The following is a 15146-nucleotide window of genomic DNA, read 5'->3' as shown; positions in this document are numbered from 1 at the left end:
TCATGGTGCTCCTTTAGTGTTCGAACCGGCTCATCGCGTGGAAGCGGAACTGGTCGACGTCGATCCCCTTCAGGCGGACCAGGTCGTTCAGCACCGGGTCGAGCATGGTCTTCGCGTCGTTGATCTGCCGGCGTTTCTGACGGATCTCCCCGAGTGCCCGCTCCCGGCCCGGCTGGTTGAAGAGCAGGTCGGAACGGTCGTTGTAGAACCGGTGCACCAGGAAGTTGCGCGCCTTGAGGGCCCTGCGCAGGGTGTCGACCGCCTCGTCGGTGAAGCCCACCTTCAGCTTGATCTCCTCGATGAGCCGCCCCAGCGTCTGGGCCCCCAGGTTCTCCATGTAGCCGTTAAACTCGCGCTCGCTCAGGGTCCCGCCCCCCAGTTCGATGAGCAGGGTAACGATGCAGGAGATGGAGAGCTCGAGCCGCTGTGCGTCCTGCACTGCGGCACCCATCTCCAGGTAGATCGGGTTAAGCGGCGTGGTATCGATCCTTATGTCGTGCATGGGCTTTCCTCGTAGCAGCCGAACGCCGGCAAAATACCATAAAAGCCCCACGGTACAAAATCATAATTAGAACAGCCGGTCGGTTGCACGGGAAAACGTGTCGGGCCCTGGACCCTTTATCCGGGAAGGGGTATCTTCAGTCAGCAAACGTGCTACTTGGTTCCCCACGTTGAAAAAGGAGGGGACTGGGGGGATTTGCCTTGTGGGTAGGATGATTCTAAGCCTCGAGAGCCTATCGCTTCTATGGAGTCGGAACCGTTTTTTTATCCTCTCTCCGTACCCTCCGTGTCTTTGTGGCGTCGTACCGCCGCCTCGAAACGCCTTTCCAGTGTCGCCTGCTAAGATGCTGAAATGACGAGATAACTCTGCGTCCCTTCCTGGGGGTGCACCAATGAAAGTGGCAACCTTTCGGTCCAAATGGTACGCTGCTCTGCGTAACCTGTTCTTTTTTATGTGCTACCGAGATAAACTCTGTTATAATCACTCGGTTTTCATTAGCTATGACAACCCCTGGGTAGGGGCTGCATATAGAAGCACCCGGCGGTTCATCGGGACCGCCGGCACCACGAATTGACTGACTGGCTCGCAGGTTTTGCTCCCAGGCACCCTCTCGAAAACGAGAGCCGGGGCCGGGGCGGGGAGTCCGGCCTCTTCATGAGGACGAGATCCCGTGCAGCAAACCGAAGCTGGTCAGGAAATACCATCTCGGGGCCGGGGCGCGCGAATGAGTACCTCTTCGCGGCGCGGGCGGCCGCCAAAGGAAAGGAAGAAGAGACATATGTCGAGAAAGATGCTCATCAACGCGCTGCACGCCGAAGAGGCCAGGGTAGCGATCGTGGAGGACGGACGCCTGGTCGATCTGGATATCGAGATCGCCGGCAATGAACAGATCCGCGGCAACATCTACAAAGGTGTCGTGGTTCGCGTGGAACCGGGGCTGCAAGCGGCCTTCGTGGATGTCGGGCTCAAGAAGCTCGGCTTTTTGCAGATGGGCGAGCTGCACCCGGAGAACTGGAAGTGGCGCGAGGACATCCCCGAGGACCAGCACCGCCGCCCGCGCATCCAGGAAGTGCTGCGCCGCGGCCAGGAACTGGTGCTGCAGGTCGAGAAAGGGGAGCGCGACAACAAGGGTTCGGCTCTGACCACCTACATCTCGCTGCCGGGGCGCTACATGGTGCTCATGCCGGGAAGCGACTCGGCCGGCATCTCCCGCAAGGTGGAGGGGGAGGGGGAGCGCAAGAAGCTCAAGGAGATCATCGCCGAGATGACCATCCCCGAGGGGTATGGCTACATCATCCGTACCGAGGCGATGGGGCGCACCCGCGACGAACTGCAAAAGGACCTGGATAACCTGATCGCCCTCTACGAAGGGGTCCGCGAGAAGGGGGCCGCCATGAAGGGGGCCGGGATGATCTACCAGGAGTCCGCGCTCATCATCCGCACCATCCGCGACTACTTCTCCGCCGACATCGACGAGGTCCTGGTGGACAGCAAGGAGGTCTTCAAGGACGTCCGTGACTGCCTGAAGGAGATCGACCCGAAATTCGAGAAACTGGTCAAGATGCACCAGGAGAAACGCCCGATCTTCTCCCGCTACCAGCTCGAGGAGCAGATCGACCTGATCTACGAAAAAAAGGTGCCGCTCAAGTCCGGCGGCTCCATCTTCATCGAGCCCACCGAAGCCCTCGTTTCCATCGACGTCAACTCCGGGAAGTCCACCGGCGAGAAAGGGGTCGAGGACACCGCCTTCAAGACCAACCTGGAAGCCGCCGAAGAGGCCGCGCGCCAGCTCAGGCTGCGCGACCTGGGCGGTCTCATCGTCATCGACTTCATCGACATGCGGGATAGAAAGCACAACGCCGAGGTCGAGAAAACCCTCAAGAGCGCCCTCAAGGCCGACAAGGCCAGGGTGAACGTCTCCCGGATCTCCGAGTTCGGCCTTCTGGAGATGTCCCGCCAGCGCATCCGCCAGACCCTGAACCAGGCCAGTACCCTCGAGTGTCCGCACTGCGACGGGCGCGGCAAGGTGAAGTCGGTCGAGGCGATGGCGCTCTCCTTCCTGCGCAAGGTGCACGCGGCCGCCGCCAAGGGGACCATCGGCGAGGTGATCGGCAGCCTGCCGCTGGAGGTCGCCTACTACCTCTTGAACCGCAAACGCCATGAGCTCTCCCAGATCGAGAGCGATTACGACATCGAGGTGACGGTGAAAGGGAAGCCGTCCTACCTCCTGAACCAGATGGAGCTCGAGCTCGTCAAGCGCGAGAAGCTCCCGCAGGAGGAGCTTCCCGAGAGGGCCATGCCGCGTGCCGCCAAGGAAGAGGCCGTCCAGGCCGAGGCCGGCGACGGCCGCAAAAAGAAGAAGAAAAAAGGGAAGGCACCGGCCGAGCCCGAGGCCGTCCTCGAAAGCTCGCTGGAGACACCGCCGGCTCTTGAGGAGACCCTGGCTGCTCCCGAAGGGGCCGCAGAGGAGCTCGAGGTGCTGACCTCGCTCGAAGGCGAGCACGAAGAGCACAAGAAGAAGCGTCGTCGCAAGCGCAAGCGCAAAGGGGGGGCGGCAGAGTCCACTCCGTCGACCGGCGAGGTGACCGTCGAAAGCGAACTCGCGCTGGCAGCCGCTGAAGCCGTTTCGGCTGCCGAGCCCGCCGAGCCTGCCGGCGAGGGCTCCGAGACGGAACTGCACGAGAGCGCTCTCGGCGAGGCACACCCCGAAGCGAAGAAGAAGCGGCGCCGCAAGAGACGGCGGGGCAAAGGGCACGATGCGGCCCACGATGGCGCGGCCCTCCCGGAGCACGGAGCTCTAGCGGAATCCGCCGCACCGGCCGAGACGGTACCCGCCGCTGGTGAGGAAGCCGCCCACGACTCTGGAGAAGGGAAGGCCAAGAAGCGCCCGCGCCGCAAGAAGAAAGCGGTCGGCGAGGCTTCCGGCAGCGCCGCTGCTGCGCCGGCCGAGGCTCCCGCCCAGCCGGAAACGGTGCAGCCTGCACTGGCCCCGGCCGAGGCAGCTCCCGCCAAGCCTGCACGCCCGCGCCGCACGGCAAAAGGTGCAGCGGAACCCGCTGCCGAGGCTGCTCCGGCTGCTTCCCAGCCGGCACCGGCAGTCGAAGCCGGCGAACCGGCAGCTGCGGCCCCCGCCGCGAAGAAGCGTGGCGGCGCGCAGAAGGGCAAGGCCCAAAAGGCGGCACAGGATGCGGCGGCCTCCGAGGCTCCGGCTCCCACCGCTGGTGCGGCTGCCGGCTCCGAAGAGCCCAAAGCGGAGCCCGCCAAAAAGGCGAAGGCTCCCAAGGCGGCCAAGGCACCCAAAACTCAAAAGTCCCAGGACGCACCCCAGGGCGTAGCGGCGCCGGCTGCTCCGGCTGCCGAAGCGGCCCCGGCGCCTGCCGAGGCTCCCGCAGCCAAGAAGCGCCCCGCCAGGACCAAGGCTGCCGCAGCGGCTCCCCAGGAGCCGGCAGCCGAGAGTAGCGCCGGGGAGCCCAAGGCGAAGAAGCCGCGGGCACCGCGCAAGAAGAAAGAAGAAAACCCGTAGTGAGGGGTCAGACCGGCTTGTTTCTTAGAATCGGCATCGCATTCCTCTTGTTGGCCGGCACGCTCGAGACCGCCTGCGCGGCGGGTCCGGAAATCACTCCGTACCTCTCCGCGCAGTACTTCACCTGGCGCGAGTACCACGCGGCGCGGCGGCTTCTCAAGGAGACCGGCCCGCTCTTCGCCGGTGGGCTCGACCTCGCCCTGCCGGTGTACCGGCAGGCGCCGAACTCCCTGATGATCGAGTCGCGGCACGAGGTGTTCGGGGGGTACGTCGACTACGACGGGGAGACTCAGGAACAGATCCCGGTCAAGACCGAGGTGAGCTACGTCGGTACCCGGCACGAAATCGGGGCGGGGTGGCGTCACGACGCAGGGGGCTGGACGCTGGAGCCGTTCACCTCGCTCGGCTACCGCTGGTGGTTCAGGGGGTTGCAGGACGCCACCTCGGCCAATGGCCAGCCTTCCCAGGGCTACACAGAGTACTGGCAGACCGGCTACCTGAAACTGGGGGGGCGCGGGAGCTGCCAGGTCGGCCCGAAGTTCCAGGTCACCGGCGAGGCGGGCGCCACCTACCCGTTTTACGCCAGTAACTACGTCAAGCTGAAGAGTGTCGGTCCCACCACCTTCAGCCCCGAAGGGCTCTGGAGTCCCTTCGCCCAAGCTGGCCTGCGCTACGGAGGCCTCAGGGTAACGGTCAGCTACGAGGGGTTCCGCTTCGGCGCCTCCCCGCTCAAGAAGGGCTTTTTGCAGCCCGAATCCACCTCCGACCTGATCGGCCTCAACCTCGGCTGGACCTTCTAGACCCCGCGGAGCACGCGCTCAATATGGAGCAGATCCTTTCCATAGCCTTCTTCGGCGCACTCGGCTGCCTCGCCCGCTATTTCCTCTCCGGCTGGGTCTACGACCTCTGCGGCCGGGCCTTCCCCTACGGCACCTTCGTCGTCAACGTGATCGGCGCCTTCCTCATTGGACTCATCATGGAGTTCTCGATCCGCAGCGTGCTGATCTCGCCGACCCTGCGCACCGCGCTCACCATCGGTTTCCTGGGCGGGCTCACCACCTTTTCCACCTTCAGTTTCGAAACCTTCCGGCTCATCGAGGAAGGGGCTGTGCTCAACGCCTTTGGCAATATCCTGTCCAGCGTCGTCGCCTGCCTGGCCTGTACCTGGCTCGGCATCGTCGTGGCCCGGGCCCTGTGAATGGCGCTTTTCCCGAAAAACCCATGGACCAAAAATAATTGTGGCGCGGCAGGCGGCTTTTAAGCCGGCGCGCCGGGAGCGAACGCGGCATGGATCAGAACGACACCCTCGAAGAACAGGCGCTGCTCAGGATCTACATCGGCGAGAACGACCGTCACGGTCACCTCCCGCTCTACGAGGCGCTCGTGGAGCTCTTCCGTAGCGAAGGGTTCGCCGGAGCCACCGTTTTGCGCGGTGTTGCCGGCTTCGGCGCCCACCACACCTACCACACCGACCGCCTCTTGCGCCTCTCCAGCGAGCTCCCCATGGTGCTCGAGGTCGTCGACACGAAAGAACGCCTTGAGCAGGTGCTCCCCCGTGCCGAAGAGATGATGGACGGCGGGATGATCACCCTGGAGCGCGTTTTAGTACGGCGTTATCCGAAAAGCTCAAGGAGTTGAAAGCTTCTACCCGTCTGCTACACTTCCCACATTCATGAAAAAAGGAGCGTGCGAATGGGTCTGCTGGACAATGTGAGCCCCCTCTGGATTGAGAATCAGTACAAGCTTTGGAAACAGCAACCGGAAAACCTCTCCGAGGAGTGGCGCGCGTTCTTCACCGGATTCGATTTGGGTGGCGCTGGAACCGAGGCTCCTGTTCACGCGGAGTTAGTCACCGGCGACGCCCTGAAACACTCCGCGGTACAGTCGCTCATCTACCGCTACCGGGACATCGGGCACCTGCTCGCCTGCACCGATCCCCTCTCTCCCTGTCAGATCGATCACCCACTCTTGGCCCTGTCGGCCTTCGACCTCGAAATCTCCGATCTCGATAAGACCTTCCACACCCGGCGCTTCATGAAACAAACGGCCACCCTGAAGGAGATCCTGCAGGTGCTGCGCTCGACCTATTGCGGTTCCATCGGGGTCGAATTCATGCACATCCAGGATCCGGTAGAACGGCAGTGGTTGATCGACCGGATGGAACCCACCAGTAATCGCGGCACCTATCAGGCCGCGGATCGGCTGCGCACCCTGAGAAAGCTGAAGGAAGCGGCACTTTTCGAGCGGCAGCTGCAGAAGAAGTTCCCCGGCCAAACCAGGTTTTCCCTGGAGGGGGGCGACGTGCTGATCCCGATGCTCGACCTTGCCGTGCGTACGGCAGCGAAGCTCGGGATGACCGACATCGTGCTCGGCATGCCGCACCGCGGGCGCCTGAACGTCCTGGTGAACATCTTCGGGATGCCGATGGAAAACATGTTTGCCGAGTTCGCCGACAACGCCGAGTACGGTGTGGTGGGCGAGGGGGACGTCAAGTACCACAAGGGGTTCTCCTCGGACCTCAGCATCGACGGGCGCGCCATCCACCTCTCGATGGCGGCGAACCCGAGCCACCTCGAGGCGATCGACCCCGTCGTAGAGGGGAAAGTCCGGGCCAAGCAGGACCGGATGGGGAGCGAGGGGGAGGCGCGGGTACTTCCGGTCCTGATCCACGGCGACGCCGCCTTCGCCGGGCAGGGGGTGGTGGCCGAGACGCTCAACCTCTCGCAGCTCGAGGGGTACCGCACCGGCGGCACGCTGCACATCGTGGTCAACAACCAGATCGGCTTCACCACGGCCCCCAAAGACGCACGTTCCAGCCTCTACGCCACCGACGTGGCCAAGATGGTGCGGGTACCGGTGTTCCACGTCTACGGCGACGACCCCGAGGCAGTCCTGCACGCGACCGAACTCGCCCTTGCCTACCGCGACGCCTACCGCAAGGACGTGGTGGTCGAGATCATCTGCTACCGCCGGCACGGCCACAACGAGGGGGACGAGCCCTACTTCACCCAGCCGCTCATGTACGAGCGGATCAAGCTGCGCCCGCAGCTGCACGCCATCTACCAGGCCGAGCTCGAGGACGAGGGGTTCAATGTCGAAGAGCTGAAGGCGCTCGAGGATCAGGTGCTCTCCGAAATCCAGGGGGCGAGCGAGCGCGGCCCGGTACCGATGGAGTCTGCGTTTCTGGCCCGCTGGACCGGGCGCAAACCGGGTCCGGTCAAGGAGCCGGTGGCGACCGCGGTGGCCCCGGCCACCCTGCAGGAGCTCTCCGGCAAGCTGAGCCTGCTCCCGGACGGATTCACGCCGCACCCGAAGGTGGCGGCACTTTTGGGCAAGCGCCGCGAGGCGGTGTTGAACAGCGGGGCGCTGGACTGGGGCAACGTGGAGACGCTCGCCTTCGCAACGATTCTCGACCAGGGTTTTCCGGTGCGCATCTCGGGGCAGGACGTCCGCCGCGGCACCTTCAGCCACCGTCACGCAGTCTTGCGCGACCAGTTGGACGGCAAGGAGTACCTGCCGCTTGAGACCGTCGCCAAAAACGGCGCATGGTTTCGTGCCTACGACAGCATGCTCGCCGAATTCTCGGTGCTCGGCTTCGAGTACGGCTATTCGCTGGAGGCCCCGGAGGCGCTCACCATCTGGGAGGCCCAGTACGGCGACTTCGTGAACGGCGCCCAGGTGATCCTGGACCAGTTTGTCTCCGGCGGTGAGGCCAAGTGGGAGCGCTGCAGCGGGCTCGTGCTCATGCTGCCGCACGGCTACGAGGGGCAGGGGGCCGAGCATTCCAGCGCCCGCATCGAGCGCTTCCTGGCCCAGGCGGCCGGCGACAACCTGCAGATCGTCTACCCGAGCACCCCGGCCCAGCTCTTCCACGTCCTCCGGCGCCAGATGCTGCAGAAGTTCCGCAAGCCCCTGGTGCTCTTCACCCCGAAGAGCCTCTTGCGCCACCCGCTCTGCGTCTCCAGCTTAAGCGATCTCGCTTCCGGCGGCTTCCGGGAGGTGATCGCCGATTCCGCCGGCGAGGAGGTGCGCCAGGTGCTGATCTGCACCGGCAAGATCTACTACGACCTTTTGGAGCGGATCCAGAAAGAGCAGACCAAGGGGATCGCGCTCATCCGGGTGGAGCAGCTCTACCCGCTGGCCGCGGACCAGTTGAAGGAAGCCCTGGGCCGCTATCCCTCCGGCACCCGCTTCCGGTGGGTCCAGGAGGAACCGCGCAACATGGGGGCCTGGCGCTCGTTGCGCAACCAGTTGGCCGAGTTCTTGGGGCAGGAACCGGAGTACGTGGGGCGTCCCGACGCCGCCGCACCCGCCTCGGGTTCGCACCGCCTGGACCGGGTGGAGCAGCACCGCATCGTGACCGAGGCGCTGCAGCTTCCCTAGCAGGACGCCGAACCGCCTGGGGAACTTGCCTTACGTGGTTGTCGGGCAGGGAGCATAGGAGACGAGGAACCAGAGTCCCTTCTCCCCTGGCGGGAGAGGGGACTCCCGTTTCTACGGAAATCGGCACCCGCCTCCGGAGCACTTTCAAAACACCAGACCGGACCAGCGGCTCCCGTCGAGAGCAGAACCAAAAAAAATTACCTGATAAGCGTCGATCTTTCCGCCAGTGCGTCCCTCCCCCTTCAAGGGGGAGGACGGGAGGGGGATGGGGATCAACTCCGTGCCACTGTTTGACCCATCCCCGCCCCTCCCCTTGAAGGGGAGGGAGCATTTTACGAGCGGAAGCTTGGGGTTACTCAGGAACAGGTATATTGCGCAGCAGCTACGATCACATCAGAGGGTAGGGGGAGCATATGGAAATAAAGGTGCCGGCAGTAGGCGAGTCCGTGTTCGAGGCGCTCATCGCCAAGTGGCTGAAAAAGTCTGGCGAGCGCGTTTCGCGTGATGAGCCGCTCTTCGAGATCGAGACCGACAAGGTGACCCTCGAGGTGGTAGCCGAAGGGGAGGGGATCCTGAAGATCACGGTCCCGGAGGGGGAGACGGTCAAGATCGGCACGGTCATCGGCACCCTGGAAGCGGCGGGTGCGGAAAAGCCCGCCCTGTCGGCATCGGCCGAGAAAACGCCGGCAGAACCCGAAGCGCCGGCGGCTCCGGGCCAGGAGCCCCCCATGTCACCCTCGGGACGCAAGCTCGCCCGCGAGATGGGAGTCGAGCCCAAGGAGGTGAAAGGGACCGGTCGCGGTGGCCGGCTTACCAATGAGGACCTCCTGGCAGCGCGCCCGGCGCCGGTCCAGGCGGCCCAGCCCGCTGCAGCGGCGCAGCCTGCCCAGCCGGCCCCGCCGGCGGCTCCCGCTGCGGCGCCAGTGCAGCCTGCCCCGGCGCCGCCCCAAAAGAGTGCGGAGGTCGGGGAACGCATCGTGCGCAAGCCGATGAGCCCGATCCGCAAGAAGATTGCCCAGCGCCTGGTGTCGGTGCGCCAGAATACCGCCATGCTCACCACCTTCAACGAGGCGGACATGAGCGAGGTGCTCGCGCTGCGCCAGAAGTTCGGCGAGTACTTCCAGAAACGCTACCAGGTGAAGTTGGGGTTCATGTCGATCTTCGTACGGGCCTGCTGCCTGGCGCTCGCCGAGTTCCCCGAGGTGAACGCGAGCATCGAGGGTGAGGACATCGTCTACCACAACTTCTGCGACATCGGTGTGGCGGTAGGGGGCGAGAAGGGGCTGGTCGTGCCGGTCCTGCGCGGCGCCGAGACCATGGGCCTTGCCGAGGTCGAGCGCGCCATCGCAGGGTTCGCCGAGAAGGTGCGCAACAACACCCTGGCCCTTGCCGACCTGGAGGGGGGGACCTTCACCATCTCCAACGGCGGCATCTACGGCTCGCTCCTTTCCACGCCCATCCTCAACCCGCCGCAAAGCGGGGTGCTCGGCATGCACTCCATCCAGGAGCGCGCCGTGGTGCGTGACGGACAGATCGTGATCCGTCCCATGATGAACCTGGCGCTTTCCTACGACCACCGCATCGTGGACGGCAAGGGGGCGGTCGGCTTCCTGAAAAAGGTCAAGGAGTTCATCGAGCAACCCGAGGAGATGCTGCTTTAGGGGTAAGCGCGAGGCAGGCGGGGATTCTTCCCGATTCTCACCTGGGGCAGCAATTTGAAAGACAACGACGGTCCCCCTCCCTTGACGGGAGGGGGGGCTGCTCCCCGAGCACAAGATAAGGAGAACGGCATGGCAGAAGAGACCTTTGACATCATCGTAATCGGGGCGGGGCCCGGCGGTTACGTGGCAGCGATACGAGGCGCCCAGCTGGGCATGAAGGTGGCCGTGGTCGAAAAACGCGCCACCATGGGCGGGGTCTGCCTCAACGAGGGGTGCATCCCCTCGAAGGCGCTCCTCGACTCGAGCGAGCTGTTCCACCTGGCCGGACACCGCTTTGCCGCCCACGGCATCGAGATCCCCGAGCCGAAACTCAACCTGGCGACGCTCATGGCCCGCAAGGACGATGTGGTAAAGAAACTGACCGACGGCATCGCCTATCTGTTCAAGAAGAACAAGATCGCGAGCTACTCGGGCGTCGCGAAGCTGCTCAAACCCGGAGCCGACGGCCTGCACCAGGTCGAGGTCCAGGGGGACAAGCCGGCGCTGCTCAAGGCCGCCAAGGTACTGGTGGCCACCGGCAGCGAGGCGGTCGAACTTCCCACCCTCAAGTTCGACGGCAACCGGGTAGGGAGCGCCCGTGAGGCCTTGAGTTTCCCCGAGGTGCCGGAGCACCTCCTGGTGGTGGGGGGCGGCTACATCGGGCTGGAGCTCGGCTCGGTCTGGCTTCGCCTCGGGGCCAAGGTGACCGTGGCCGAGATGCTGCCGCGCCTGGTCCCGGGAAGCGACGGCCAGGTGGCCGATGCCCTTTTGCGCTCCCTCAAGAAGCAGGGGATGAGTTTCCTGCTGGGGGCCAAGGTGGCCGGCGTGGAGGAGCGCGACGGGCGGCTGGCGGCGCGGGTCGAGGTCGAGGGAGGCACCCAGGAGGTGGTCTGCGACCGGGTGCTGGTGGCGGTCGGGCGCCGGCCGCTCTCGGCAGGGCTCGGCCTCGAGGAGCTCGGCGTCAAGCTGGAGCGGGGCAAGATCCTGGTGGACGAGAACTACCAGACCAACGTCCCCGGCATCTACGCCATCGGCGACCTGATCTTCGGGCCGATGCTGGCCCACAAGGCGATGGAGGAGGGGGCGGTCTGCCTGGAGCGGATGCACGGCGAACCGAGCCTCGTCGACTACGGTTGCATCCCCGGGGTCTGCTACACCTGGCCCGAGGCCGCCTCGGTGGGGAAGACCGAAGAGGCCTTGAAGGAAGAAGGGATCGCCTACCGGGTCGGCAAGTTCAACTTCATGGGGAACGGCCGCGCCAAGTGCATGGACGAGACCGAAGGGTTCGTGAAGGTGATCGCCGAAGCTGAAGGGGGCCGGGTGCTCGGCATCCACATCTTCGGCCCGCGCGCCTCGGACATGATAGCCGAAGCGGTCACCGTGATGAGTTTCGGCGGCAGCGCCGAGGACATCATGCTCACCGTGCACGCCCATCCCACCCTCTCGGAGGCGCTCAAGGAGGCGGCCCTCGATGTGGAAAAACGGGCGATCCACGGCTAGCTCTGACACCTCTTCATGAATGAAGAGACAAAGATGAACATGTAGGCGTCCACACGGGTGACGCAGGATCCACTAAAGGGGATCCGGGGCAGGCAACGCACCATTTTTTTGCCGTCCCGAATCCCCTTTTCATGTCGATGTGTTAGAATTACCTTACCTGTTGTGCCGCTCGCCCGCCGGTTGCCGGGCGCTCCCGCGAAACTCCGTGTCCCCCCGTTTATTTCCCGTGCGGTGCGACACTTTTTCCCATCAAAGGCAGGACCCAAGCATGATCATGAGAAATCTCGGGCTGATCGGCTACGCCGAGGCCCTGGACATCCAAGAGCAGTGTGTCGCCCAGGTCCGGGATGCGGGGGCGGAAACCCTGCTTCTCCTGGAACACGCACCGGTCTACACGGTGGGGACCGGCGGCGATCTCGGCAACGTGCTCGACCCGGGCGTCGAGGCGCTCCGGGTGAACCGCGGCGGCGACGTCACCTATCACGGTCCGGGGCAACTGGTCGGCTATCCCATGCTCGATCTCGCCTGCCGCGGCAGGGACCTGCACCGCTACCTGCGCTTTCTGGAGGAGTTCCTGGTCGAGCTCTGCGCCGAATTCGGCGTCGAAAGCTTCCCGGTCCCCGGCAGGACCGGCGTCTGGACCGAACGCGGCAAGATCGCTTCCATCGGGGTTGGGGTCAGGCGCTGGGTCTCCATGCACGGCTTTTGTCTCAACGTCGACGCCGACACCTCGGCCTTCGACCGGATCAATCCCTGCGGCATGCCCGGCTGCAGTATCACCTCGCTCTCCCGCGAGCGGGGCACGACGCTCCGCCTCGACCAGGTGCAGGACCTGGTGGGGGAGCTCTTCCCGCGCCACCTGGAGCGGCGGCTGCCGCGCTGCTGAGCTTTGCCACGACCTCACCCCGATTGCACTAAGGAGGCCCGCATGTCTGCATCAGATCGTCTGGTTCCTGTCGAGAGACTGCGCTGGGTATGCGATCCCGGGCAGTTCAGCTTCACCTCCACCGAAGAGTTCACCAACCTCGAAGGGAGCATCGGCCAGGAGCGCGCGCTGGCCGCCATCGAGTTCGGCCTGGGGATGACCAACAACGGGTTCAACCTCTTCCTGGCTGGCGAATCCGGCACCGGCCGCAGCTCCACCATCTGCAACCTGCTCAAGCGCAAGGCGAGGGAGGAGTCTCCCCCCAGCGACTGGTGCTACGTGCACAACTTCATCAACCCCGACTCTCCGCTTGCCCTCTCTCTGCCGGCCGGAAAGGGGGCGGAGCTCGCCGCCGACCTGCGCGAGCTCTTGGACTACGTCAGGGTGAACATCCCGACCGCCCTGGAGAGCAAGGAGTACGAGACCAACCGGGTTGCCATCGTCGAGACCTTCCAGGAAAAAAACGGCGAGATGTTCGCCGATCTCGAGAAGGAGGCCGTGGAGCAGGGGTTCGCCCTGCAGCGCACCGTCTCGGGGCTGGTCATCGTCCCGCAGCGCGAGGGACGCAACTTCACCCAGGAGGAGTACGATTCCCTGGAGCCCGAGGAGCGCGAGCGGATCGACAACCTGGGGCGCGAGCTTACCGAGAAACTGAACGACGTGCTGCGCCAGGTGCGCGAGAACGAGAAGGCGCTCCGGGATGCCCTGGCCCAGTTGGACCGCGAGCTCGGGCTCTCCGCGGTGGGGCACCACCTAAACCCGCTCAAGGAGAAGTACGCCGGTTTCCAGAAGGTGCTCGCCTACCTGGAGAGTGTGCAGGAGGACCTCCTCGAGAACCTCGAGGACTTCAAGCCCCAGGCACCTCCCCCGCAGATCCCGGGGCTCAAGCTCCCCAGGCAGGAGCCGACCTTCGAGCGCTACCAGGTGAACGTCCTGGTCGAGAACGATCCCGACCGCGGCGCCCCCATCGTCTCCGAGACCAATCCCACCTACAACAACCTGTTCGGCCGCATCGAGAACATCATGCAGGTAGGTGGCGTGGCCACCACCAACTTCACCCTGATCAAGCCGGGGGCGCTGCATCGCGCCAATGGCGGCTACCTCATCGTGGACGCCCGCGAGGTGCTCATCAACCCCTTTGCCTGGGAGTCCCTGAAACGCGCCATCCGCAACTCCGAGATCCGCATCGAGGACGTCCTTGAGCAGTACCGCTTCATGACCGTGGTGTCGCTCAAGCCCGAACCGATCCCGCTGCACGCCAAGATCATCATGATCGGCTCGTACATGATCTACTACCTGCTCTTCTACCTCGAGCCGGATTACCGCAAGTTCTTCAAGGTGAAGGCCGATTTCGACGCCAACATCAAGAGGACCCCGCAGCTCATGCAGGACTACGCCCTGTTCGTGGCGAGCCACTGTCGCAAGGAGGGGCTCTTGCACTTCGACCCCAGCGGCGTGGCGGCGGTCCTCGAGCACGCGGCGCGGCTGGTCGAGGACCAGGAGCGGCTCTCCGCGCAGTTCATGGAGCTCTCGGACCTGTTGCGCGAGGCGAGCTACTGGGCGACCAACGGCGGCGCCCAGCTGGTGGACCGCACCTGGGTGAAAAAGGCGCTCGAAGAGAAGGCGCACCGCTCGAACCGGCTCGAGCAGCGCCTGCAGGAGTTCCTGACCGACGGCACCATCCTCTGCGACACCGAGGGGAGCGTGGTCGGGCAGATCAACGGCCTGTCGGTGATGACGCTTGCCGACTACACCTTTGGCCGCCCCTCGCGGCTCACCGTGCGGGTCACCCTGGGGCGCGCCGGGATGGTGAACATCGAGCGCGAGGTGAAGCTCTCCGGGCCGATCCACGACAAGGGGGTGCTGATTTTAACCGGCTACCTGGGGGGGAAGTTCGCCCAGGATAAGCCGCTCTCCTTCTCGGCCTCGCTCTGCTTCGAGCAGTCCTACGAGGGGATCGAGGGGGACAGCGCCTCCTCGGCCGAGCTCTACGGGCTCCTCTCGGCGCTCTCCGGGCTCCCGGTGCGCCAGGGGATCGCCGTCACCGGCAGCGTGAACCAGCACGGCCAGATCCAGCCCATCGGCGGGGTGAACTACAAGGTCGAGGGGTTCTTCGCGGTCTGCAAGGCGAAGGGGCTCACCGGCGACCAGGGGGTGCTGATCCCGAAATTGAACGAGCGCAACCTCATGCTGAGCGACGAGGTGGTGCAGGCGATCCAGGCCGGCGAGTTCCACGTCTGGAGCGCGGAGACCGTGGACCAGGGGATCGAGGTGCTGACCGGGGTGCCGGCCGGCGCACCCGGCCCCGACGGCAGCTATCCCGAGGGGAGCGTGAACTTCCTGGTGAACGAGCGGCTGAAGAGCATGGTGGAGCGGCTGCGCAGCTTCGCCAAACCAGACGAGAAGGAACCTGCCAGGAGGGGCGGGGAGGGGTAACCTCCACCCCCGCCGACCACCCTCGCCGGGGCCCGCGCCACCCGCGCCTCGCGCAGGAGCGCGGGCCGCCAAAAAGAGCTTTCCCAAACTCCTCATCTGTTTTAAACTCCACTCCTCGAAACCTGCCGAACCACAGCCCGGGGCGCCTCGCGCGCCCCTTTCCGACCGGATGCCCAG

General features: G+C 64.9%; 10 protein-coding genes. 9 read left to right on the top strand and 1 reads right to left on the bottom strand.

The window, feature by feature from the left end; translation table 11 throughout:
- Positions 1-13 precede the first annotated feature (13 nt).
- Complete coding sequence (locus H7688_RS09860; RefSeq protein WP_183360918.1) at positions 14-502, bottom strand: hypothetical protein; 489 nt, start codon at positions 500-502, stop codon at positions 14-16.
- A 778-nt stretch (positions 503-1280) separates the two neighbouring features.
- Here H7688_RS09860 and H7688_RS09855 point away from each other — a divergent pair.
- The 9 genes from H7688_RS09855 to H7688_RS09815 all read left to right on the top strand — a co-directional run bounded on the left by H7688_RS09855 (position 1281) and on the right by H7688_RS09815 (position 14969).
- Positions 1281-4025: an Rne/Rng family ribonuclease gene (locus H7688_RS09855; RefSeq protein WP_183360917.1), complete on the top strand. Its 2745-nt coding sequence runs from the start codon at positions 1281-1283 to the stop codon at positions 4023-4025.
- Positions 4026-4042: 17 nt separating this feature from the next.
- On the top strand, positions 4043-4825 hold the full coding sequence (locus H7688_RS09850; protein WP_183360916.1) for a hypothetical protein: 783 nt from the start codon (positions 4043-4045) through the stop codon (positions 4823-4825).
- Positions 4826-4848: 23 nt separating this feature from the next.
- Entirely contained in the window at positions 4849-5223 is a 375-nt protein-coding gene (gene crcB / locus H7688_RS09845) for a fluoride efflux transporter CrcB (RefSeq protein ID WP_183360915.1), read from the top strand.
- Between the two features lie 89 nt (positions 5224-5312).
- Positions 5313-5663 carry a DUF190 domain-containing protein gene (locus H7688_RS09840; RefSeq protein ID WP_183360914.1) on the top strand — a complete coding sequence of 117 codons (351 nt, stop codon included), beginning with the start codon at positions 5313-5315 and terminating at the stop codon, positions 5661-5663.
- A 54-nt stretch (positions 5664-5717) separates the two neighbouring features.
- On the top strand, positions 5718-8408 hold the full coding sequence (locus H7688_RS09835; RefSeq protein WP_183360913.1) for a 2-oxoglutarate dehydrogenase E1 component: 2691 nt from the start codon (positions 5718-5720) through the stop codon (positions 8406-8408).
- 413 nt (positions 8409-8821) lie between these two features.
- Entirely contained in the window at positions 8822-10069 is a 1248-nt protein-coding gene (gene odhB / locus H7688_RS09830; RefSeq protein ID WP_183360912.1) for a 2-oxoglutarate dehydrogenase complex dihydrolipoyllysine-residue succinyltransferase, read from the top strand.
- A 129-nt stretch (positions 10070-10198) separates the two neighbouring features.
- A complete protein-coding gene (lpdA, locus tag H7688_RS09825) occupies positions 10199-11608 on the top strand; it encodes a dihydrolipoyl dehydrogenase (protein ID WP_183360911.1) in 1410 nt (469 codons plus the stop codon).
- A 268-nt stretch (positions 11609-11876) separates the two neighbouring features.
- Positions 11877-12494 (top strand): lipoyl(octanoyl) transferase LipB, encoded by a 618-nt coding sequence (gene lipB, locus H7688_RS09820; protein ID WP_183360910.1) that lies wholly within the window; start codon positions 11877-11879, stop codon positions 12492-12494.
- Between the two features lie 42 nt (positions 12495-12536).
- On the top strand, positions 12537-14969 hold the full coding sequence (locus tag H7688_RS09815) for a Lon protease family protein (protein WP_183360909.1): 2433 nt from the start codon (positions 12537-12539) through the stop codon (positions 14967-14969).
- Positions 14970-15146: the final 177 nt, after the last annotated feature.

Source organism: Geomonas limicola (assembly GCF_014193675.1).
Lineage (GTDB): Bacteria > Desulfobacterota > Desulfuromonadia > Geobacterales > Geobacteraceae > Geomonas > Geomonas limicola.
This window is presented reverse-complemented; position numbering and strand designations above follow the sequence as displayed.

What these genes read in the sequence shown, in the direction of transcription:
- H7688_RS09835 (WP_183360913.1), top strand. Translation starts at nt 5,718, where the DNA reads ATGGGTCTGCTGGACAATGTGAGCCCCCTCTGGATTGAGAATCAGTAC.
- H7688_RS09840 (WP_183360914.1), top strand. Translation starts at nt 5,313, where the DNA reads ATGGATCAGAACGACACCCTCGAAGAACAGGCGCTGCTCAGGATCTAC.
- H7688_RS09860 (WP_183360918.1), bottom strand. Translation starts at nt 502, where the DNA reads ATGCACGACATAAGGATCGATACCACGCCGCTTAACCCGATCTACCTG.
- crcB (WP_183360915.1), top strand. Translation starts at nt 4,849, where the DNA reads ATGGAGCAGATCCTTTCCATAGCCTTCTTCGGCGCACTCGGCTGCCTC.
- odhB (WP_183360912.1), top strand. Translation starts at nt 8,822, where the DNA reads ATGGAAATAAAGGTGCCGGCAGTAGGCGAGTCCGTGTTCGAGGCGCTC.
- lipB (WP_183360910.1), top strand. Translation starts at nt 11,877, where the DNA reads ATGATCATGAGAAATCTCGGGCTGATCGGCTACGCCGAGGCCCTGGAC.
- H7688_RS09855 (WP_183360917.1), top strand. Translation starts at nt 1,281, where the DNA reads ATGTCGAGAAAGATGCTCATCAACGCGCTGCACGCCGAAGAGGCCAGG.
- H7688_RS09815 (WP_183360909.1), top strand. Translation starts at nt 12,537, where the DNA reads ATGTCTGCATCAGATCGTCTGGTTCCTGTCGAGAGACTGCGCTGGGTA.
- lpdA (WP_183360911.1), top strand. Translation starts at nt 10,199, where the DNA reads ATGGCAGAAGAGACCTTTGACATCATCGTAATCGGGGCGGGGCCCGGC.